We start from the raw sequence: 20,858 nt of genomic DNA on the forward strand, positions 1-20,858 counted from the left end.
TTGAACGTCAAGCACTCAAGGCATGAAGCGGAACGGATGTTATGGGGTGACCGCTTATACGCGCGAGCTTGCGAACTTCCACCAGCCCCAGCAGATAGGAGACGACGGATTCACCACCTCTGTTCTCATTGACCCGCGTGCGGTGCAGCCCATCTCGGCAACTGCCTGTGTCGAGATCGACAAGTGGCAGCGACAGATCGTTGCTGCCCAGGAACCAGGCAAATGCGCGTGCTGCATCGCTTTTCCATTCGCTGTCGTGGTCAGCGCGCCACGCCGCAAGGCAGGCAGAGATGGTGGCCGCGGCTTCGACGGGCTGCTGATCAAATCTCTTCGGCGGCATCCGCCGGTCGAGGAAACCGTCCGTTCCGACCGCCCTGAAATGGCCGAGAGGCGCAGTCTGTAAGGTTATAAGCCAACGCAAGGCCTTCAGCCCGGCAGCGACATAGGCCGGGGTTTGACTGGCAAGCCCGGTCAAGATCAGCGCCTGAGGCAGGCGCGCATTGTCATAGGAGAGACCTTCCTCAAACCAGACCCAGTCCTCTGTCTCCACGCGATCGAGCAGATCGATGAGACGGTCTGCGAAAAGCAGCCGCATACGTCTGGCGAAGAGGTCTTCCCCGCGTATCGCGCAATAGCCGTCCAGCCCGAGCAGCGTGAAGGCCCAGGCCCGTGGCGACATAAATCCTTCGGCCGTCGGCAGGGCTTCGGCAAACAAGCCGGCCGCCCATAGTCTCCGGGAGGGATTGATATCGCTGCGGGCGCACTCTCCCAGAGCCCATAGTGTTCGGCCGTGGCTGTCTTCGGAACCTCTGTCTTCGAGCCAGCGACGATCGAAACTCATGAAATTGCGAAAATGCTTTTCGTCGGGATTCCATGCGTGCTGGACGAAAGATGCAAAGCGCGTCGTCAATGGCTCCGGCAGGAGCTTCTCTCCCGGTGTGTTGAGAGCGACCGCTAGCAGCAAAGCGCGCGCATTGTCGTCGACACAATAACCATGCGAACGGTCGGGCACCGAGTGGACGGCATGCTGGAACAGCCCGGTGTCGTCACACATCGACAGAAAATAGGCCAGTTGCGGCTCGGGAGAAGCAGGGGGCTCTCGCACCGAGGCATAACCACTCGACGCGAGCGCGTTGGTGTGGGATCTGCGCTGGGTGGTGGCGTCCCCGAACAGCGAGAGATACCGCTCCGCCGTTCTCTGCCATGTCATCGACCGGCTACTCGCATAGGCCCGCACGCGCATGGCATTTCGCCGGGCATTGTCGGTGAGCAAAGTCGCGATCTCACTGCCAATTGTCTCCGCATCACTAAAGGGAACGAGCATCCCGCGTCCATCCGCCAGAAGTTCGCGCGCATGCCAATAGGGTGTCGAGACGACCGCTTTCCCCAGACCAAAACTGTAGGCCAGAGTACCGGACGTCATTTGGGCCTCGTTCAGATAAGGCGTGGCGTAGACGTCGCACATGGAAATGAAGTCCAGGAGCGTTGCCTGGTCGACGAACTGATCGAGGAAGACCACGTGGTTCTCAATTCCGAGATCTAGTGCGCGGGCAATTAGACTTTCACGATATGCTTCCCCTTCGTCGCGGACCAGATTGGGATGGGTCGCGCCCAGCACCACATAGACGGCGTCGGGCCGGCTCTTCAGGATCAGCGGCATGGCATCGATCATGATCTCAATGCCTTTGTTAGGCGACAGCAGCCCGAACGTCAGGATGACGGACCGGCTCTCGAATCCGAGCTTGGTCTTTGCCAGGTCGGGCTCAAAGAAAGCAATGTCCGGAATCCCATGAGCGATCACCTCGATTTTATCGTTGGGAACACCGTACACCTCGCGCAACAGCGCCCGGCCCTTTTCAGCCATCACCACGATTTTGGCAGATGTGTCGATGATCTCTGTGAGGACGCGGCGTTGAGCCGGACTGGGCTGCCCTAGCACAGTGTGCAGCGTGGTCACGATCGGCATCTCCAGCCGCGAAAGCAGTGCGAGGACATGGCTTCCGGCCTCGCCGCCAAAAATGCCGAACTCATGCTGAAGGCAGACGACGTCGAACCGAGCGGCATTTAGAGCTTCCGCCGCACGGACATAATCCTGCGGATTTTCGTCGGGGATCTGAAGCCAGACGCTGGCGGGATAGTCATAGGCGTGACCATGATCCGTCATCGCGACGATCGCGGTCTCCACACCGGCAGGTGATTTTGAAATGGCCTGCTGCAGGTCGATCGTGAAGGTTGCGATCCCGCAGCGGCGGGGCAGTGAGTTGCCGATGAAGGCGATATTCTTAAGATGGGTATTCTTGAAGCTGGTCATAAGTGACCCTCCGCTGAGCGGAGCGACACGCTGTCGGGTTTTTTTGATGCAATGCCCACCTGCGGTGACTCGCGGATCGCAAAATCAGGTTTACCATCGTCGAGATCGCGCAGCAGTCCGGGCTGCGGTGCGCTGTCGGCATAGGCTAGCAGAACCGTCAGTCCACTGGGCCCAACATTGATGACGGCTCGATCCGCTTCGGCAAAGAATGCATCTCCAACACCGGCACGCAGCGATCCGATGGTTGCGTCACCCGCAGTGACCAGGGCCCAGGTCTCTCGCTGCGCCTGCAATTCCCAATTTGCGTCTGGCGGAAGATCGATCCTTTCCAGGACGAAAAAATCGCAGGATACAAGTTTCATCCGTTCGGCGGTAAGACACGTCGCGGCCTTATCTGGTTTCGCCGGCCCCAGATCGACCACGGCCACTGCCTGGTCTATGTGGAGCTCGCGCGACCGCCCGTAGTCGAAAAGGCGGAATGTCGTATCGCTTCTCTGCTGGATTTCGGCCATAACGAGACCGGGGCCGATTGCGTGGATGGTTCCGGCTGGAATGAAAAACACATCGCCAGCGGCCACTGTCTGCCATTTGACGAGGTCGGCAATCGATCCGTCCGCAATCGCGGCCCGCAACTGCGGCTGGGTCAGCATCCGCTTCAACCCAATGGCGACCTGGGCGCTGTCTTCCGCCGACAGCACATACCATGCCTCGGTCTTGCCGTTGGCCATCCCCATAGAATGCGCGAAGGCGTCGTCAGGGTGAACCTGAATCGACAATCTCTGCTTTGTGAAGAGCAATTTGAAAAGCAAGGCCGGATCAGGGGCGTGGGTCTCCGGGCGATCAAACCTGAGTTCGCCGATTGCGGTTTCGCTGTTGCCGTACCGGCTCCAAGGTCTGAGATCGTGGCTGCCCCACGGTTTGGAAGATGTTCGCACGTCGGCGTGCTCGAATGTCATGGAGGCCTCCTGGATCTTACCGCTAAGATCGGGATGACCTGAGATCGGAGTAGCCTTCCTCGAGGCGGCGGCGCCTCAAGGTCTAAGTAAACAAAAATATTTCCGCTTCGGAGATGGGTGAAGTTTGCGGAATGTCTCAATGATTATGATGATGATTTGAGATATATCGCGCTATTTCGCGTGCTTAGTTCACCACTCAACTCCGTATATGTACCTATTTCGGAATATTACAAGTTCTAATGTTCCCATCGCAAAAGGTTGGCGGTCTTTGCGGGGTGAAACGCATATCTCTCGCGGTTCATAGAGGGTGGCAATGGCCGCAACACTCCAATTGTGCCTGGAACTGAGGGCTCATTGTACGACATGATCAGTGATAGCAGTTCGTTTCGCGGGCGCTGCCTTTGAGGGCGAGAACCCTCGCCCCAACAGAGGACGATATGTCTTCCAATCCATCACTTCGATGCCGTTGATGTTGCGCTGATCAGGGATATCTTGAGAACAGCTGGTTTCAGGGGTGTTGAAGCCGACGCGGTTCTGACGCGACACACATGGCCGCGCCTTCCAACATTCAGAGTTCCGATGTTGATTGTCGTTTCCATTTGATCCGCATTTTCGCTTGGCCCTGATCCACGCTGCTACTCTCAAAGCCTTGAAACACATCATCAACCTACGCGAACTGCTGGGTCAGCGTAAAACGGCAATGTGGATCATTTCGTGCTGAAAACCAACAAGCAACAGCCGCGACAACCGCTACATCGGCCACTACCTCGCCTATCCAAAAGCCGGCAGCCAGCGGCGGCTATCGAAGATTTTCGCCGATTGGCTGACGTCGCAGGATTTCTGACAATATTTTTATCTCGCCGCGCTCGCTCAATTTGAACGGGCAATGCCACTTGATCTAAAAGACGAAGGCCGGCAAGCGACGTCGATTGGCCATGCGGCCCTGGCCTCGTTTCAGTTAGTGTTCGGCTGCGGGATTGCCAGCCCATCCACCAGAGTGGCAATGGCTGCCTCCAGCGGCGCCGATCCGACTTTTTCTGGCACCAGAAGTCCATCGATCGCGAGCAGGGTGATGCCGTGAATAAGCGCCCATGCGGCGGTCGCCTGTCCCCTGACTGGCCGCTTGCGAATGGTGCCAGCAGCCTGACCGCGTCCGAGCATGTCAAGCACTACGTCGAATACAGCGAGCGCCCTTTGATCGAGATGCATTCCTACGGCCCGCCCCTCCTCCGCGCTGAACATCAGGCGATATAGGGCCGGGTTATCGGTTCCGAACGCGACATATGCCAGAGAAATCGGAGTGATTTCCTCGAGCAGAGATCGGGGGGCTGCCGGTTTCGCCTTCACTAACGCCTCGCGTAGTCGATCGAACCCAATCATGGCGAGTTCTACCAGAAGAGCAGTCCTGTCCGGAAAGTGCTTGTAGGGCGCCGCGTGGCTGACGCCTGCCCGACGGGCGACTTCCCGCAGCGTGAACTGCCAGTCCTTCTCTGTCCGAAGCATGTCCAGAGCAGTTTCAATAATCGCACGGCGGAGATCACCGTGATGATAGGGGCGGTGGGGCGTAGCCTGCATGGCACCTCGAAGTTTCTCTCAGAAACATTGTTGACACTGGTAACTTTGTCGCCTATTTAACGGCACATGTTTCTTCTGTCTACATCGGAGTGCACCAGGAACGCCATAGCAAAGAATCAGTGACACGGATCAAATGGGTGCAGGTCTGCCAGCGGAATATTACGGCGTCGGGCTTCAGGCGACTGACCTAATGCCCAGGGCTTCCATGAGAAGGGAGGTGGAATGTCCTCAAACTCTCCAACCCCCATATGAAACGCTGACGGAGCGAATCCGGAACCTCATGCTCTGGTGAAGGTCCGAACTCTGCGAACAAGCACGACGTCGTATCAGCGCCCACCGTAATCTCCACGCAATTGAAAGGATAATAAATGCGAAATGTTGTTGACGCGGAAACGCAAACGTCCCTCGCAGGAAAATTGAATGGTGCCGCAACGAAGCGGGCCCTGATCACCGGCGCCTCCAGTGGCATGGGTCTCGAATATGCCGAACTCTTGGCAGCGCAGAAGGTAAACCTCGTGCTCGCCGCCCGGCGCAGGGAGCCGATGGAGAAGCTCGCCATAGAGCTTCGACAGAAATATGGTGTCGAGATCGTTGTCGAACCGATCGATCTTGCGGTTCCTGGCGCTGCCGCTCGCTTGAAGACCAGCCTGGACGAAAAATCGCTGCAGATCGATATTCTGGTGAACAATGCCGGGTATGGGTTGCATGGGGATTTTCTGGATACCCCGCTGGAGCGCACGATCGATATGATACAGCTCAACATCACGGCGGTAACGGAACTGAGCTTTATCTTCGGGCAGGATATGGCAACCCGCGGGTCTGGACAGATACTCCTCATTGCAAGCATTCTGTCATTCCAACCCGTTCCTGGGTTTGCCGCTTATGCAGCTACGAAGTCTTACGTGCTGTCGTTTGGAGAAGCTTTGCACGATGAACTCAGCCCTCGAGGGGTGACTGTCACCTGCCTTTGCCCAGGACACACGGAAACCGGATTCGATTCGGCCGCTAGCGCCCCTGTCTCGCGCATGCTGCGTATTCTGACGATGAAGCCCCGTCCTGTTGCCGAAAGCGGTCTCCGTGCGCTGTCACAAGGCAAGCCCTCCGTAGTTGCCGGATTCATGAACAAGATCATTATATTTTCAAATCGCCTGACACCGCGTTCGATGCAGCGAGCCGTCATGAAAAGCGTTACGGGGGGATAGTACTGCAGTCGGCCGGCGACCAACCGTCCGTTGCCCGTCTTTTGATCTTGGCGGCCGGTCTGCATTCGGGAAGGTCGACCTGTGGATGGCGACGGCGAACGCCGCCCGTACCACCATACCGTATCTGTGCCCCTTAATGTTCGGGCTCGAGATTTTTGTGCCAGTCCAAAGGTCGTGTCGAGCGGATGGACGCTGCTTCAAGCGTCTTGGTCAAACTTTTCCGCCCGCCATTCGGCAGCTGGTCGACCGCATTCTGAATGTCATGTTGCGCTAACACCGAGAGTTTCGGGCATGCTGGCTCTCTTCGCAGACCTATAGGGACGACCGTGGAGTTAGCCTACAAAGCAGGCGGGCATATTTGAATTCAGCCGCGAATTTCCGGAATATCCCCCGTAGCGGCTTACAAGGAGTAAGAAATGACGAACCCAATCTTAGTCACCGGTGCTGCAGGCGCCGTCGGTTACGCCGTGTGCGATCAGTTGGTGAAACGCGGAGGTAAGGTAAGGGCAATGGTCCGCAAGGCCGACGAGCGATCAGCCAGGCTGGCGGAGCGGGGCGTTGAAATCGTAGTTGGCGACCTACTCGATCTGCATGCTGCGCATCGTGCGATTGAAGGCTGCGACCGGGTCTACTTCGGAATGAGCGTATCGCCCTCGTACCTTGAGGCCACGATCAACGCGACCGCCGTCGCCCGACATCACAAGGTCGATGCATTCGTGAACATCTCGCAGATGACGGTGTCGCAGATGGGTATCACGTCGACCACCGACAGCCCGCAGCAGAAGCTGCATTGGCTTGCGGAGCAGGCGCTGAACTGGTCCGGGTTACCCGTTGTGCATATCCGTCCGACAGCGTTCCTCGATACCTTCTTTCTTCGCTTGTCCATGCAGTCGATCCGTCAGCATCAGCAAATTCGCCTTCCCTTCAGGCATGGCAAGATATCGCCAATCGCAAGTGACGATGTCGCAAGGGTCATTGCGACGGTGCTGGAGGCACCGGCCGACCACATCGGCAAGATCTATGAACTGACCGGTGCGCGATCGCAGGACATGATCGGCATTGCCGAGGAGTTCTCAAAGGCGCTTGGCCAAACGATCAGCTACGTCGACGTGCCTTGGGAGCCTTGGCGCAAAGCGCTGGAAGACAGCGGCATGGTGACCCCTCACATACTCGCTCACCTAGCCACGATGGCGCTTCTCATCCAGCAGAACCGTTATGATCGTCTAACGACGGACGTGGAGCTGATAGCCAAGAAACCGCCGCTCAGCATTTTGGAATTTGTCCAACAGCATGCCCAGGCATATCGCGCAGAAGCCTGACGGCAATCGCGACATACGACCTGGTGAGTTGAAAGGAAAGCAAATGCAAAAATGCAAGTGCTACCATGGCCGCAAAAGCGACCGCGTCCTTGGGAAAAAGGGTACTGATTAAAGGCGCATCAAGCGGCCTGGGACTAGAATTTGTCGAGCTGCTGGCGGCGCAGAAGGTCAATCTCATGCTCACAGCCAGGCGGCAGGAGCCAATGGAAAAGCTCGCCTCTGTCTTCGCCGGGCGCGATATCCATATTGAACCGATCGATCTTGCAGTGCTTGGCACAGGTCTAGGAGTGACATGATGTTCAAGCGCATTCTGGCGAATGGCGGAGCTCTGAGAGAAGCTCTCGATCACGTCGATGACCGGCGTGAAGATCATATATCCACCTGGACAGGGTTTCGCGCTTCTCCGCCCAAGGTAGCTTTACTCACGCGGGCGATTTCAACACTGGGCCACGAGAATGCGTGGCGGAGCTGCGAAGGTGTTCTCGTACCATTGCGCGGAGCTCGGCGAATGTCCGAAACCCAATGTGCTGTGCAAGCCGATGGACGGTCGTTTGTGAAACGCTGCATCTGCGTGCAATCCCGGCAGCACTTCCGAAGGCAATCATTTCCGGTTGTTCTAACATCAGCCTCGCGACCTGTTCGAGACCGTTGGGAAAGACGATCTGCCGCTTGGCGATAAGGTACTTCAGTTCCTGCAGCGTCGCGGGAGGACGGTGGTCTCTATCTTGTAGCATGGCGCCTCACCTTTCAAAGAGCCGTATTCCCGCAATCTCGGTGGCACTTTTGCCGCTACTAGGAGGTGGCAGGTCATCCTCCGTGCCTCGGGTGCGAACCGATAACGCGTGCAGCGCCATCGGTTCGCACCCGCTTCTTTCCATCAATCGACCGCTACGGGTTTGCCGGTTTGCCAGCTCTTGGTTGCGGCTTCCGCGAGTTTCTGCGCTTGCAATCCGTCAAATCCGCTCGGCCGCGGCGACCGGTGGCCATTGTCGATCGCGTCGATGAAGGCATTGATCTCGTTGGCGTAGGCCTGCGCATAGCGCTCAAGGAAGAAATATTGGACGGGATCGCCGCTGACACCGCTGGCGTTGGAAAGCTCGACACTGGTTGCTTGGATATTCCGCGCCGCCAGCATGCCGGCAGACCCATGGACTTCGATGCGTTGATCGTAGCCATAGGTTGCCCGGCGCGAATTGGTGATGACAGCGATTCGACCCGACGTCGTCTGCATCTGTACCGCGGCAGTATCCACATCACCTTCGGCCCCGATCGCCTTGTCGACGAGAGACGCTCCAAGCGCGTTTACCACGACGAATTCCTCGCCCATGAGGAAGCGGGCCATATCGAAGTCGTGAATCATCATGTCACGGAACAGGCCGCCGGAGGATTTGACGTATTCGGCTGGCGGTGGAGCGGGATCACGGCTGGTGATGGTGACGATTTCGATGTCGCCGACATCGCCGCGACGCAGCCGCGCCTCCACGCTGGCAAAATTGGGATCGAACCGCCGATTGAAGCCGATCATCAGGGTGGAATTGTTCTTCTCGACAAGGTCTAGGCAGGAATTGATGCGTTCGACCGACAAGGATACCGGCTTTTCGCACAGAATTGCTTTGCCGGCCTTCGAAGCCGCCTCGATGAGATCGGCATGACTTGATGTCGGCGTTGCTATCAGGATCGCATCCACTGCAGGAGACTTGATGATATCCTCTGCGTCAGCGACCTCGGCGCCTGTCTGGGCAGCAAGCGCCTCTGCCGTGGCCCTGAAGGCGTCGGCCACATAAACGAGCTTTGCCTTCGGGTTCGCCGCGATGGTGGCGGCATGTACCTTGCCTATCCGGCCGGCGCCGATCACTCCAAACCTGATCATCGATATTTCTCCGTATTTGTAAGCGTTAATTGTCGGATCATTCAAACCGTGAGGGCATCGCGGAAGCGGTCGAGCGCTGCCTCATCGTCGCCGGAAGCCCAAGCTTCCATGCCGATGGCGCCGCGATAGCCCATGTCCTTGAGCGCGCGTGCGATCATCTTATAATTGACCTCGCCGGTGCCTGGCTCGCAGCGGCCGGGCACATCGGCCACCTGGATTTCGCCGATCCAAGGCAGGCACTTGCGGCACAGCTCGATCAGGTTTCCCTCCCCAATCTGGGCATGGTAGAGATCGAGATTGAGGCGGACCCGCGGATGATTGACGCTTGAGACGAGCGCCAGCGTGTCTTCGGCGCGCCCGAATGGCACGCCCGGATGATCGACCGGCAGATTGAGGTTTTCGAGGGTGAAGGTGACGCCTTCTTCTTCTGCCATGTCGGCGACACGGCAGAGGGTGTCGCGCGCCTTTAACCACATGGCGCCGGTCACAACGTCGACCGGCTGGACCGGCAGACCTCCATCTCCCAGACCGGTGCCGTGCAGATTGAGCCTTTGCACGCCGAGCCGCTTACCGATCTGCGCCGTTTCGCGTGCTGTCTTGAGAAGTTCGGCAGCACCTTCGTCGTCCGTCAGACGGCCGGAGAGATATCCGTTCATGATCGTGAAGGTCGCGCCCGTTGCTTCCAGCTTGTTCAGATCGTGATCCGGCCAATTCCATAGACCAACGCCAAAACCCAGTTCCTTAAGGCGGGAGGCTCGCCACTCGATTGCCTTGTCGCGCCAGAGCATTTCCGCACAGGCAGCGAGCGAAAATGCTGGCAAGTCTTCTCGTGATCGATCGTTCATGATCGTGTTCCATCGTTATTGGGTGAATGAATGGCGTCGCTGCTCTGGTCGAGCACCGCCTGTGCTGTGATCGCAGGCTAGATCGTACCGCCGAGTTCTTCGGACAACTGCTGCAACTCCTTGCCACCGGCCATGAGGTTCTGGAGTTCGTCCATCGCGATGTTCGCCTTTGCATAGGTGCCAAGCGTTTGGCCGCGGTTAAGGATGGTGAAACGGTCGGCCACCGCATAGGCGTGGCGGACATTGTGGGTAATAAAGATTACGCCCAATCCTTTCTGCCGGACCTGATGGATGTATTTCAACACCATGGAGGTCTGCGCCACACCGAGTGCCGAGGTCGGTTCGTCCAGGATTAGGATCTTGGCACCGAAATAGACTGCTCGTGCGATGGCTACGCACTGGCGTTCACCTCCGGACAGCGTGCCAACGGCCTGGTTGGGATCACGGATATCGATGCCGATCTTGCGCATTTCCTCGCGCGTGACATTATTGCAGTGATCGAGGTCGATGTGGCGGAATGGGAAGACACCTCTGCGAGGTTCCCGCCCCATGAAGAAATTGCGGGTGATCGACATCAGGGGAATCATCGCCAGATCCTGATAGACGGTCGCGATCCCTGCATCGAGGGCGTCCCGGGGGCTCCTGAAATCGACCGGCTTTCCCTCCACCCGGAACTCGCCGCCGCTCGGGCGGACAACGCCGGATAGCGTCTTGATCAGCGTGGATTTGCCTGCGCCATTGTCTCCCAGCAGGCAAAGCACCTCTCCGGCGGAGACTTGCATGGACACGCCGTTCAATGCGATCACCGAACCGTAGTGCTTGACGATATCGGTCACTTCGATGACCGGAGTTCGAATGTTGAGATCAACCATGATCAGCGCTCCCCGGTAACCTTGCGGCGAATGAAATTGTTGAAGAGCACGGCCAGCAGCAGCATTGAGCCCAGGAACACCTGAAACCAGTCGGAGTCGAACTTGGTATAGGTCAGGCCGATCGAAACCGAGCCGAAGATGATCGCACCGAAGAAGGCGCCGATCGCCGAGCCGTAGCCGCCGGTGAGCAGACACCCGCCGATAACGGCCGCGATGATGGCTTCGAATTCCTTCTGAAATCCGCGCCTGGCGTCGGTGGAGCCAGCATCGAGTACGGTTATGATCGCAACGAGCGCCGCCGCACATGCCGTCAGCGCAAAGAGGCCGGTTTTGACCCTGTGGACCGGAACGCCCGAGTTCCTCGCCGCATTGGGATCGCCGCCGGCGGCAAAGATCCAGTTGCCGGTGCGCGTACGCAGTAAGATCCAGGTCGCAAGCAGGGCAAGGGCTACGAACCACAAGACGGAAACCGGAACGCCCGTGACCTTCGGCACGCCATTGGGGAACTTGTCGATCAGATCATGATCCGCAAGCCATAGGAAGGCGCCCTTCAGGGCTTCGCCGGAGAAAATTCCAAGCAGCGGGCTGTCTTTGACATGGTCGCTAATGCCGCGGAGCTGTGTCGAGCCACCGGTCGCCCATTTCAGGCCAACAAGCGTCAGGCCGCGGAGAATAAAGAGGAAAGCCAGCGTCACGATAAAGGATGGCAGACGCGTATGGATCACGATCTGTCCGTTGATCGCGCCCATGAAGGCGGCGAAAAGCATCGTCATCACGATGGCGACCGACAATGGCTGACCAAAGTTCGTCAGGATGACACCAAAGACCAGCCCAGCGAACGCGACCATGGAACCGATCGAGAGGTCGAACTCGCCGCCAATCATCAGGAGTGCGGCTGCGATAGCGAGAATCCCCAATTGGGAAGCCGGCGCCATAATCGTCATCACGCCCGAAAGCGAAAACATCGTGGGGTCTGCGGTGAGAAAGAAAAATACGATGACAAGCACCAGGCCGGCCACGGCTCCAAGCTCGGGCCGGCGCATCAGTTGCGTCAGAAAACCCACCTGCTTGATGCGCTCATCGGCTTTCGGCGCGACCGCCGCTTTCTGCTCAAGCGAAGCCATGATTTCTCCCTGTGAATGTGATTTAGCGCTTCAGCTGCGCTGCCTCGCAGCGCGTTCCATCAAACCAAAGCTCCTCCCCGATAACTGGGAGGAACTTCGGGGAGGATGCCTTTCGGCAATCTCGGTCAGCGGATTCCCTTGGCGGAAAGATCGACCACCTGAGCGGCCTTTTCCTTGGTGATCAGGTTCGGACCGGAGGGAACGTTGCCACCTGGGATGAGCCCGTATTTGGCGTAGTTGGCCAGAAACACCACGGGCAAATAGCCCTGAAGGAATTGCTGCTGATCGATCGCGAAAGCGGCCTTGCCGTCTGCCACCGCCTTCAGAAAATCGGCCGAAAGGTCGAAGGTTGCCACCTTGATCTTGCCGGTCATGCCGACATCTTCGACGGCTGCCAATGCCGGCTCACCAGCTGTGCTTGCGCCGAGCGCCATAACGGTATCGACGGCCGAGTTGGAACTCAGCGCTGCCTTGACCTTCGCCCGAACATCGGCCGGATCGTTGCTGACAGGAAGCACGGTGACTTTGCCGCCGAAACCATCTGTAAAGCCCTTGCAACGCAGATCGAGCGAAACATTGCCGACTTCCTGGTTCACGCACAGGCCTTCCTTGCCGCCGAGCTCCTGGAGCTTTGCGCCGGCGGCTTTGCCGGCGGTATATTCGTCCTGACCGACATGCAGAAGCGCTCCCAACTCTTTCGAAACATCGGAGCCGGAATTGATTGAGATCACCGGGATCCCGGCAGCGACGGCTTTCTTAATGGAAGGACCGAGCGCCGAGGCGTCCGGAATGGAGACGATCAGCCCATCGGGTTTCTGATTGACGGCAGCATCGATAAGCTGCCCCATCGACACCATGTCGAACGTTTCCGGAGCACGATATTCGACACTCGCACCCATGTCCTTGGCCGCTGCGCTCACGCCGTTCTTGACGACGGACCAGAATGGATCGTTGGCTTGACCGTGAGTGACGGCAACGATGCGAATGTCGGCGGCATTGGCAAGTGCCGAAGACCCGATGATCGCTGCCGCAAAGGCGGCGCCTGCGAAAAGTGATTTCAGACCAAATTTCATTTTACCCTCCCAAAACGATCCACCGGGTGGATCTTCCCAATGCTACCGGTTGCAACTCCTTTTGCACCCGGTAGCAAGCTCGGCAAAATTACTTTATCCTCGACAAAAATCAAGTATCCATTCCATTTTTATTTTTTTGTGGAATATTCATTCCAATCGAGGGGGCGGCAAATGCGCAAGCGGGCGACAGCAAAAGAGGTGGCGGAAGCCGCCGGCGTATCGAAATGGACGGTCATCCGCGCCTTCACTCCAGGTGCGTCCATTACAGATGCCAGCCGACAGAAGGTGCTTCAGGCGGCCGAGGCTCTGAATTATTCACCAAACTTGCTTGCACGCAGCCTCGCGACAAACATAACGCATCAAGTCGCAGTCTTCGTCGACGACTTCACCAACCCGCACAAGCTCCCGGTTCTGGAGATGCTCACCGAGCGCCTGCAGGCGGAGGGACTGCTGACCGTATTGATCAATATCAATCGGCATTTCGATCACGTTCACGCGCTGATCAATGCCGACCAACGGCAATTCGACGCCGTTATCCTGTTCGGTACGGCCTTTCGCGAGGAAACGCTGGGTGATCGGCGGCTCGGTCGGGGTCTTCCCCCAATGTTTGTTCTTGCCAGAGACAGTCAAATCCCCGGCGTGCCGGCAATCGCGTGTGACACCGAAGTCGCTTTGAACGAAATCGTCGAATATCTGTTCGACAAAGGGTACCGCCGCCCGGGGTTCATGACGGGAGCGAGAACCCTTTCGACAGCTCTGGGCAGACGCCGTCACTTCGCGAATTGCTGGCGCCAAAAGGGCATTGACGGCGTCATGGAACTCACCGCGGAAAGATACAGCGCTCAGGCCGGCGCAGAGGCAGCGCGGGCCTATTTGAGCGATAGCCCGCCGGGTTCGCGCATCGACGTCTTGATGTGTGAGAATGACATTTTGGCGCTCGGAGCAATGGATGTCGTCAGAAGCGAATTTGGACTACGAGTTCCACACGATCTCGCAGTCGTCGGTTTCGACAACATTGAACTGGGCGGTGGCCCAGCATACGGATTGACCAGCTACGAACAGCCGACTGAAAAGATGATCGATGCCATTGTCGGCATGATCACAGGGGAGCGTGCATCCGAAACGATCGCCTTCCCCGGCAGCATGATCCGAAGATTATCAGCTTGAATTGCGAAAGCGATAATCGTTGGCATGGCCGCACAGTAATCTGCCGACCGAGTGCGTCGCCTTGATGGGAGCTGAACCAACTACCCCGCCATTCCACAATCGTGCAGTCGATGGGACAGTAACCCGCGCGCCTGAAGCAAATATCACGCCGCTGGATTTGCACGACGGCCGAAGTATTGGAGTAAAGATCAGGCGTAGATTTTATCACCAAATGGTGCTATCTGTAACACCACAATTAGGAAGGCAGACGATGCGATCGACTATCAATCTCGACGACACCCTCATGGAAAGGGCTAGGTCTCTAACGGGCACGAAAGAAACCGCCACTCTGGTCCGCCAAGCGTTGGAGACGCTTGTTCGTGTGGAGTCGGGAAAACGCCTCATCGCGCTTGGCGGAACTATGCCGGATGCGGAGGCAGCCCCACGCCGCCGGAGCGCAGCTGCCAAGTGATACTTGCCGACACGTCCATCTGGATCGATCATTTCCGGCATGCCGATTCAGAGCTGCGTAGGATTATTGAGGACGATCGTCTCTTATGCCATCCAGCCGTAATCGGAGAGCTCGCACTTGGCAGCCTTCGGGATCGCAGTAGCGTGATGGCTTTCCTGGCGGCCCAGCGCGAAGCGTTCGTCGCGACGCACGACGAAGTTATGATGATGATTGATCGCCACGCCATTTTCAGTATGGGCATTGGCTATACAGATGCCCACTTGATGGCCTCAGTTCTCCTCGATCAACGAGCGGCCCTATGGACCAGAGATAAGCGTCTGCGGGCCGCGGCCGAAAAGGCGGGAGCTTCACTGCACACCCCTGCCAACGCGCAAAACTAAATGCTGTATCGAAGCACTCATGCTGGTCGTGAGCCGCCTGAGCGCAAAGTTCCGATCGATCCATTATGCGATCTTTTTAGCCCGGAACGTGAACACCATGGCAACAAGCGGGGGCCTGGGCAACGACGACTCCTGCTGCTCGGCAACCGCCCGCCTCGCGCTCGGCAACCGTGAACGGTTCTGACGCGACCTCAACGATTTAAGGATCATAATCGCGCTCGTGAAGGAGAAGGGCCTCATCGGCTAGCCCGGAGACGGCGAGAACTTATGGCAGCCGTGCACTTCCGTGATGTCGCCTCCTTGTTCCGCGTGGTGCGGAGAAGGAACCTGCCGGCAAACCTCTACGGGTTCGATTGATCGGACATGGTAGAGAGGATGCTCGTGATCTTCCGCACCTACTTCATCTAAGACATCCTCTATTTCGGCTCAGGCCCAAAAGCAAAAGATATGGAAACGTTAATTTTGCGGTTCCACATTTAACTCCGTTCTCAGAACCAATTTGGAATGGAGAGTGCGTACTGAATTCAGCGCCAGCGATAAAGGAAAGTAAACGGCATATTTGCCCATGAAGGTAGCTCGCGGCGGCCACGCTTGCAAAGGTGGTTAGGTACTGTCAGGCGGCGAAAAGAAACAGTTCACGTCGTCTTCCGTCGGATGAAGGCAGATATGATACCGGCCATCTCCGGAGGGGATTTCGTCTCCATATGGAATGAAGAACAGGTGTGGTTTTGTCGCGAGGTGGTGGTCGCCCGCATGAAGGAACACGGAAAAACCGCGAGGCCCTCGACTGATGTCCTGAGTGGGAATGGCCTCACAATCTCCGATCAAACCATGCGCATTGCAGCAGGCCGGAGGATAGGTCCAACCGCTCTTCGCTTGATGGGCGTCAGTTCGAACGATAGTGCAGACGGAGATGGTCCCAAGTGTGATCAGAGATACTGTTGATGTGGCGAGTGTCATTACATACCTCCTAGGAGGCAGCCCCTCGAAAAAACGCCGGGAGGTTGCGCACTGATTGCCAAGAACGCGCAATCCTCTTCGATACCTCGGTCAATTATATTGCCACTAGACCCTTGCCGGTCGGGTAGGCCGCCTGCGCCCCTAGGGCCATCACCGTGATGCGTGAGGCATATGGAGGCGGGTCGAACATCGGCGCTATCAGGATACTGCTCCGCTGCCTGGAAGTGAAGTCAAACCTCTGCTGCGCCGACCGCTCTGATGGGACCTCCGGGCTCCCTCGTGGCGACCAACCGAAAAGATTGGATGGTTCGAGATATCGACGGTAATGGCGAACCGCGGCGATGTCGGTCAACGCACGTTCGGCCATCTCCCAGGCGAAATTGTCGTCCATCCAACCGTTTCTGCCGCGGCTTGCCACAACTCTGCTTCAAATCGGAGCTCACATTGGCTCATTTGCCTGCGTCAGGGAACGGATCGAACGTGCGCATTCTGCTTGTGGAAGACGACAGCATTCTCGGCCCATCCCTTAAAAGGGCGCTGGAGAAACATGCCTACGGCGTCGACTGGATGCGAGATGGCGAGTCGGGGCTCGAGGCTGCCGAGCAGTTGCATTTTGCAGCCGTCATCCTCGATATCAACCTGCCGCTGCTCAGCGGCATCGAGGTCCTTAAAGGGGTGCGACGCAAAGGCAACACCGTCCCGATCTTGCTTTTGACGGCACTCGACAACGTCCGGCGCAAGGTCGAAGGTCTCGACGAGGGAGCGGACGATTACCTGGTCAAACCGTTCGATCTCGACGAATTGCTTGCCCGCCTGCGCGCGCTAATCCGACGACGCGACGGCCGGACTGAAAGCCTGCTTCGGTGCGGCGATGTCGAAATGGATCCGTCTGCAATGGTCGCGCGAAAAGGCAATATACAGGTACACACAACGGCAAAGGAGTTTCACCTGCTCAAGCTCCTGATGGAGCGCAGCGGTCGCTACGTGACGAAGAACGATATCGAATACGCGCTTTACGATGCCTATAGCAGCGTTGAAAGCAATGCTATCGAGGTAACCATCTACAATCTGCGCAAAAAGCTCGGCACCGAATTCATCAAATCGATCCGCGGCATCGGCTACATGATCGAACGATGAGGAAATCCACCCTTACCCGCAAGCTCTTCCTGCGGATCGCCCCTGTGGTTTTGGTGACGATCCTGGTGATCGGCGCCTTCGCCTTCAACAGCGCCACGCGCGAGATCAACAATATCTACGACGCGCAGCTCATCAACGATGCGAACGTCTTGTGGGGACTGCTGCACAACCGGTTGCGGCACTCGCCGGAGCGCACGCCGCAACAGATCGACGACATCGATTTCAGCATGGACAATCAGCTCGCTTTTAACGAGGACGCGGACGACTATGCCGATGCGCATATGTTCCGCGCCTGGGTGAACGGCAAGATCATGTTCTACTCCAGCACGGCCTTTCTCTCCGACGTGCCGTACCAGAAGGCGGGCTTCACCGATCTTTCTTACCGCGGCGAGAACTGGCGGGTCTATTCGTTGCCGATCCCGGCTTCAGGCATTGTCATGGAAGTCGGTGAAAAGACGTCCCTACGATACACGCTGGTTTCCAACATCCTTCTGAACCTGGTCTTTCCGCTGCTCGTACTGGTGCCGGTGATCGGCTGTCTGATTTGGCTCGGGATCAACAATGGCCTGCGGACGATCTACGGGCTTGTGCATCAGATCCGCACCCGTTCGCCGGACGATCTCTCAGCCATTGCGGTCGAGGGCCTGCCGAGGGACCTCCTGCCTCTCGGCCGGTCGATCAACCAGCTTCTCGAAAAGCTCGGCCGGTCGCTGACCCTTGAGCGGCGTTTTTCCGATCTGGCGGCCCACCAGCTGCGCACGCCGCAGGCAAGCGTCAAGCTGTTGCTGCAGATGCTTGCAAGCACCGATGACCAGCAGGAGCAGAAGGCGATCATCTCGGATCTGGTGACCAGCAACAACAGAGCCACCCATCTCATCGAGCAGTTGCTACGCCTTGCCAGGGTCAGCCACCATCCGCTCAATCCAATGCCGGTTCCGCTGTATCACATGATCGCGTCGACCGTGGCGGACTTTGGCAACATCATCAATAGCCGCAATCTCGACGTCTCGCTGGAAGGGCCGGAATCAGCCGAGATCAGGACGGATGAATCGCTGCTGCAGATGATGGTTAGCAACCTCCTAGACAATGCGATCAAATATACGCCTGTCGGCGGCATCATTGAGGTCATCCTCTCCTCTCAAGGGGAGTTCTGGCTGGTATCGATCAGCGATAGCGGACCGGGCATAGCCCCCGTGGACCGGGAGGCCGTGTTCAAGCGGTTCTATCGCCTGGACACGCTGCATGCCGAGGGTGCCGGCCTTGGGCTTGCGATCGTCGCCGATACCGCCGAACGACTTTCTGTGTCGATCGCGCTTTCGACACCTCCCTGGGGTAACGGCCTGCGGGTTGAATTGCGCCTGCCCAGAGACTGAGGCGCTGCTACCGGCGTCCGTTTCATTTTTCATTTTCGCATCATTTTGCCCTCAGGCTTGCCTCATCGACTCCCGGTAGACACAGCCGCGGATCAAGTCGAAGGGCGGCCATTGGATGCAAGTATTTTCCGATTTTGACGGCACGATTTCCATTCAGGATGTGACGGATATCGTCCTGTCCTGCTTTGCCGAGCCCGAGTGGGAAGACATCGAGCAGGAATGGAAGGACGGTCGTATCGGCTCAGCCGAGTGCATGCGCCGCCAGATCGCCCTCATCCGGGCAAACCGGCCCGAGCTCGACGCACTCCTCGACACCGTGGCAATCGATCCAGGCTTCGTGGCCTTCCGTGATTACTGCCGTGAAAACGGCCTGCCGATCACCGTCGTCAGCGACGGCGTCGATTACTTCATTCGCCACGTGCTGGCGCTGAACGGCATCAGGGATCTGCCCGTCATCGCCAATATCCTGACCCATCGGGTCGTCGATGGTCAACACACCTATGCGCTTGCACCTTCGCCGGCGACAGCCGGCTGTTTGGCAGGCTCGGGCGTGTGCAAATGCAAGGTCATCGGCGGCATCGAGCGGCAGATCTACATCGGCGACGGACGCAGCGATTTCTGCGTCTCCGGCCGGGCCGGCCTCGTCTTCGCCAAGGGCAAGCTCGCCGATTACTGCAGCGACCAGGGCATTTCCTACATCGGCTTCGACGATTTCACCGATTTGATCCCAAAGATGCAAGCCGCCCTCCCCGGCATTGCGCGGCCCCCCCGCGCACTGCTCCAATCTTCAATCGCATAACCAGACCGAGAGGTTCACCATGAACATTGTCAACGCCGACACCTTCAAGGAAAACACCGCGCTCACCGAAAAGTCGGAAGCCGAGCTGCGGTTTCTGGAGGAGACCTATTGCTCGCATGGCGATACGGTCCACTACGCGGCGGAACCGAAATTCTTCGAAGAATGCGAAGGCTCCTACGTCTATGACGCAAAGGGGACCGCGTTTCTCGATCTGCAGATGTGGTATTCCGCCGTTAATTTCGGCTATCGCAACGAAAGGCTGAATGCCGCCGTCCATCGGCAGCTCGACCGGCTGCCGCAAGTCGCCTCGCAATATCTGCATCGCGAGAAGGTTGAGCTTGCGACGATGATCGCGCAGGATGCCGAGCGCAAGTTCGGCCGCAAGGGGCGCGTTCATTTCAATGTCGGCGGCTCGCAAGCGGTCGAAGATTCGCTGAAGCTGGTGCGCAATTATACGGGCGGCAAAAGCCTGATGTTCGCCTTCGAAGGCGGCTATCACGGCCGTACGCTGGGCGCCTCCGCCATCACCTCCAGCTACCGCTATCGCCGTCGCTTCGGCCATTTCGGCGAACGGGCGCAGTTCATCGAGTTTCCCTATCACTTCCGCGGCCCGAAGGGCATGTCGAAGGAAGAATACGGAGAGCATTGCGTCCGCAAATTCGCCCGCCTCTTTGAAAGCGAATATAACGGCGTCTGGGATCCCAAGGTCGGCAGTGCCGAATATGCGGCCTTTTATATTGAGCCCATCCAGGGCACCGGCGGCTACGTCATTCCGCCGTTGAACTTTTTCACCGAACTCAAGAAGGTCCTGGATCAGCACGGCATCCTGCTAGTCGTCGACGAGATCCAGATGGGGGTTTACCGGACCGGAAAACTCTGGTCGATCGAGCATTTCGGCGTCTCGCCCGACGTTCTCGTCTTCGGCAAGGCGATCACCAATGGGCTCAACCCGCTGTCGGGTGTCTGGGCCAGGGAAGAAATGATCAATCCGACGGTCTTCCCGCCCGGTTCCACCCATTCCACCTTCGCCAGTAACCCGATGGGTACGGCCGTCGCGCTCGAAACCATGAAGATGCTGGAAGAGGAGGATTTCGGCGCCGCGATCATGGCCAAGGGCGCCTATTTCCTCGATGGCCTGAAACAGCTCCAGAAACGCCATGCGATCGTCGGCGATGTCGACGGGCTCGGATTGGCGCTGAGATGCGAGATCTGCAACGAAGATGGTTTCACGCCCGACAAGGCGACGATGGACTGGCTCTGCGACGAGGGCATGAAGGGCGACCTCACGGTCGGCAACAAGACCTATGGTCTCGTTCTCGACGTCGGCGGCTACCATAAAAACGTCATCACGCTGGCGCCGAACCTGCTGATTTCTCGCGAAGAGATCGATCTGGCGCTGACCCTGCTCGACCAGCTCTTCACGCGCGCGGCCCGGAGGTAGCGT

General features: G+C 57.8%; 20 protein-coding genes and 1 pseudogene. 12 read left to right on the plus strand and 9 right to left on the minus strand.

Annotated elements, in window-relative coordinates; genetic code table 11:
- Positions 1–7: 7 nt before the first annotated feature.
- Complete coding sequence (locus tag ATY29_RS09285) at positions 8–2,311, minus strand: glycosyltransferase family 4 protein (protein WP_097536163.1); 2,304 nt, start codon at positions 2,309–2,311, stop codon at positions 8–10.
- Positions 2,308–3,267, minus strand: coding sequence for a class I mannose-6-phosphate isomerase (locus tag ATY29_RS09290; RefSeq protein ID WP_097536165.1), 960 nt, complete (start codon positions 3,265–3,267; stop codon positions 2,308–2,310). Before ATY29_RS09290 ends, ATY29_RS09285 begins: the two co-directional genes overlap by 4 nt.
- Before the next feature lie 721 nt (positions 3,268–3,988).
- On the opposite strand from ATY29_RS09290, the pseudogene ATY29_RS37605 reads away from it, so the two are divergent.
- Positions 3,989–4,111, plus strand: a pseudogene (locus tag ATY29_RS37605) (LysR substrate-binding domain-containing protein); the annotation flags it as partial.
- 110 nt (positions 4,112–4,221) lie between these two features.
- On the opposite strand, the gene ATY29_RS09295 reads toward ATY29_RS37605, so the two are convergent.
- On the minus strand, positions 4,222–4,842 hold the full coding sequence (locus tag ATY29_RS09295) for a TetR/AcrR family transcriptional regulator (protein WP_097536167.1): 621 nt from the start codon (positions 4,840–4,842) through the stop codon (positions 4,222–4,224).
- 368 nt (positions 4,843–5,210) lie between these two features.
- On the opposite strand from ATY29_RS09295, the gene ATY29_RS09300 reads away from it, so the two are divergent.
- The 3 genes from ATY29_RS09300 to ATY29_RS09310 all read left to right on the plus strand — a co-directional run bounded on the left by ATY29_RS09300 (position 5,211) and on the right by ATY29_RS09310 (position 7,659).
- Entirely contained in the window at positions 5,211–6,044 is an 834-nt protein-coding gene (locus ATY29_RS09300; protein WP_097536169.1) for an SDR family NAD(P)-dependent oxidoreductase, read from the plus strand.
- 416 nt (positions 6,045–6,460) lie between these two features.
- The gene (locus ATY29_RS09305; RefSeq protein ID WP_097536171.1) at positions 6,461–7,363 is read left to right on the plus strand and encodes an NAD(P)H-binding protein; all 903 of its coding nucleotides are present in this window, start codon (positions 6,461–6,463) and stop codon (positions 7,361–7,363) included.
- A gap of 65 nt (positions 7,364–7,428) precedes the next feature.
- Entirely contained in the window at positions 7,429–7,659 is a 231-nt protein-coding gene (locus tag ATY29_RS09310) for an SDR family NAD(P)-dependent oxidoreductase (RefSeq protein ID WP_133118195.1), read from the plus strand.
- Between the two features lie 126 nt (positions 7,660–7,785).
- On the opposite strand, the gene ATY29_RS09315 is transcribed toward ATY29_RS09310, so the two are convergent.
- The 6 genes from ATY29_RS09315 to ATY29_RS09340 all read right to left on the minus strand — a co-directional run bounded on the left by ATY29_RS09315 (position 7,786) and on the right by ATY29_RS09340 (position 13,147).
- A complete protein-coding gene (locus tag ATY29_RS09315; RefSeq protein WP_097536173.1) occupies positions 7,786–8,097 on the minus strand; it encodes a MurR/RpiR family transcriptional regulator in 312 nt (103 codons plus the stop codon).
- Between the two features lie 143 nt (positions 8,098–8,240).
- Positions 8,241–9,233: an inositol 2-dehydrogenase gene (iolG, locus tag ATY29_RS09320; RefSeq protein ID WP_097536175.1), complete on the minus strand. Its 993-nt coding sequence runs from the start codon at positions 9,231–9,233 to the stop codon at positions 8,241–8,243.
- A gap of 41 nt (positions 9,234–9,274) precedes the next feature.
- Positions 9,275–10,078, minus strand: a complete 804-nt coding sequence (locus ATY29_RS09325) for a TIM barrel protein (protein ID WP_097536177.1) — start codon at positions 10,076–10,078, stop codon at positions 9,275–9,277.
- 77 nt (positions 10,079–10,155) lie between these two features.
- Positions 10,156–10,950: an ATP-binding cassette domain-containing protein gene (locus ATY29_RS09330; RefSeq protein ID WP_097536179.1), complete on the minus strand. Its 795-nt coding sequence runs from the start codon at positions 10,948–10,950 to the stop codon at positions 10,156–10,158.
- A gap of 2 nt (positions 10,951–10,952) precedes the next feature.
- Positions 10,953–12,074, minus strand: coding sequence for an ABC transporter permease (locus ATY29_RS09335; protein ID WP_097536181.1), 1,122 nt, complete (start codon positions 12,072–12,074; stop codon positions 10,953–10,955).
- A 125-nt stretch (positions 12,075–12,199) separates the two neighbouring features.
- A complete protein-coding gene (locus ATY29_RS09340) occupies positions 12,200–13,147 on the minus strand; it encodes a sugar ABC transporter substrate-binding protein (RefSeq protein ID WP_097536183.1) in 948 nt (315 codons plus the stop codon).
- A gap of 171 nt (positions 13,148–13,318) precedes the next feature.
- Here ATY29_RS09340 and ATY29_RS09345 point away from each other — a divergent pair, with 171 nt between their 5' ends.
- The 8 genes from ATY29_RS09345 (at position 13,319) to ATY29_RS09385 (ending at position 20,855) form a co-directional block, all read left to right on the plus strand.
- The gene (locus tag ATY29_RS09345; RefSeq protein WP_097536185.1) at positions 13,319–14,314 is read left to right on the plus strand and encodes a substrate-binding domain-containing protein; all 996 of its coding nucleotides are present in this window, start codon (positions 13,319–13,321) and stop codon (positions 14,312–14,314) included.
- Positions 14,315–14,564: 250 nt separating this feature from the next.
- The gene (locus ATY29_RS09350; protein WP_016736583.1) at positions 14,565–14,765 is read left to right on the plus strand and encodes a type II toxin-antitoxin system VapB family antitoxin; all 201 of its coding nucleotides are present in this window, start codon (positions 14,565–14,567) and stop codon (positions 14,763–14,765) included.
- The gene (locus tag ATY29_RS09355; protein WP_097536187.1) at positions 14,762–15,145 is read left to right on the plus strand and encodes a type II toxin-antitoxin system VapC family toxin; all 384 of its coding nucleotides are present in this window, start codon (positions 14,762–14,764) and stop codon (positions 15,143–15,145) included. Before ATY29_RS09350 ends, ATY29_RS09355 begins: the two co-directional genes overlap by 4 nt.
- 19 nt (positions 15,146–15,164) lie before the next feature.
- The gene (locus ATY29_RS36825; RefSeq protein WP_165779418.1) at positions 15,165–15,329 is read left to right on the plus strand and encodes a hypothetical protein; all 165 of its coding nucleotides are present in this window, start codon (positions 15,165–15,167) and stop codon (positions 15,327–15,329) included.
- Positions 15,330–16,585: 1,256 nt separating this feature from the next.
- Positions 16,586–17,242 carry a response regulator transcription factor gene (locus ATY29_RS09370; RefSeq protein WP_037146873.1) on the plus strand — a complete coding sequence of 219 codons (657 nt, stop codon included), beginning with the start codon at positions 16,586–16,588 and terminating at the stop codon, positions 17,240–17,242.
- Positions 17,239–18,615 carry a sensor histidine kinase gene (locus ATY29_RS09375; protein WP_097536191.1) on the plus strand — a complete coding sequence of 459 codons (1,377 nt, stop codon included), beginning with the start codon at positions 17,239–17,241 and terminating at the stop codon, positions 18,613–18,615. Before ATY29_RS09370 ends, ATY29_RS09375 begins: the two co-directional genes overlap by 4 nt.
- Before the next feature lie 115 nt (positions 18,616–18,730).
- Positions 18,731–19,414, plus strand: coding sequence for an MtnX-like HAD-IB family phosphatase (locus ATY29_RS09380; protein WP_097536193.1), 684 nt, complete (start codon positions 18,731–18,733; stop codon positions 19,412–19,414).
- A gap of 19 nt (positions 19,415–19,433) precedes the next feature.
- Positions 19,434–20,855, plus strand: a complete 1,422-nt coding sequence (locus ATY29_RS09385; RefSeq protein WP_097536195.1) for an aspartate aminotransferase family protein — start codon at positions 19,434–19,436, stop codon at positions 20,853–20,855.
- Positions 20,856–20,858: the final 3 nt, after the last annotated feature.

Origin of the sequence: Rhizobium hidalgonense, from assembly GCF_002914525.1 — a bacterium.
GTDB lineage: Bacteria > Pseudomonadota > Alphaproteobacteria > Rhizobiales > Rhizobiaceae > Rhizobium > Rhizobium hidalgonense.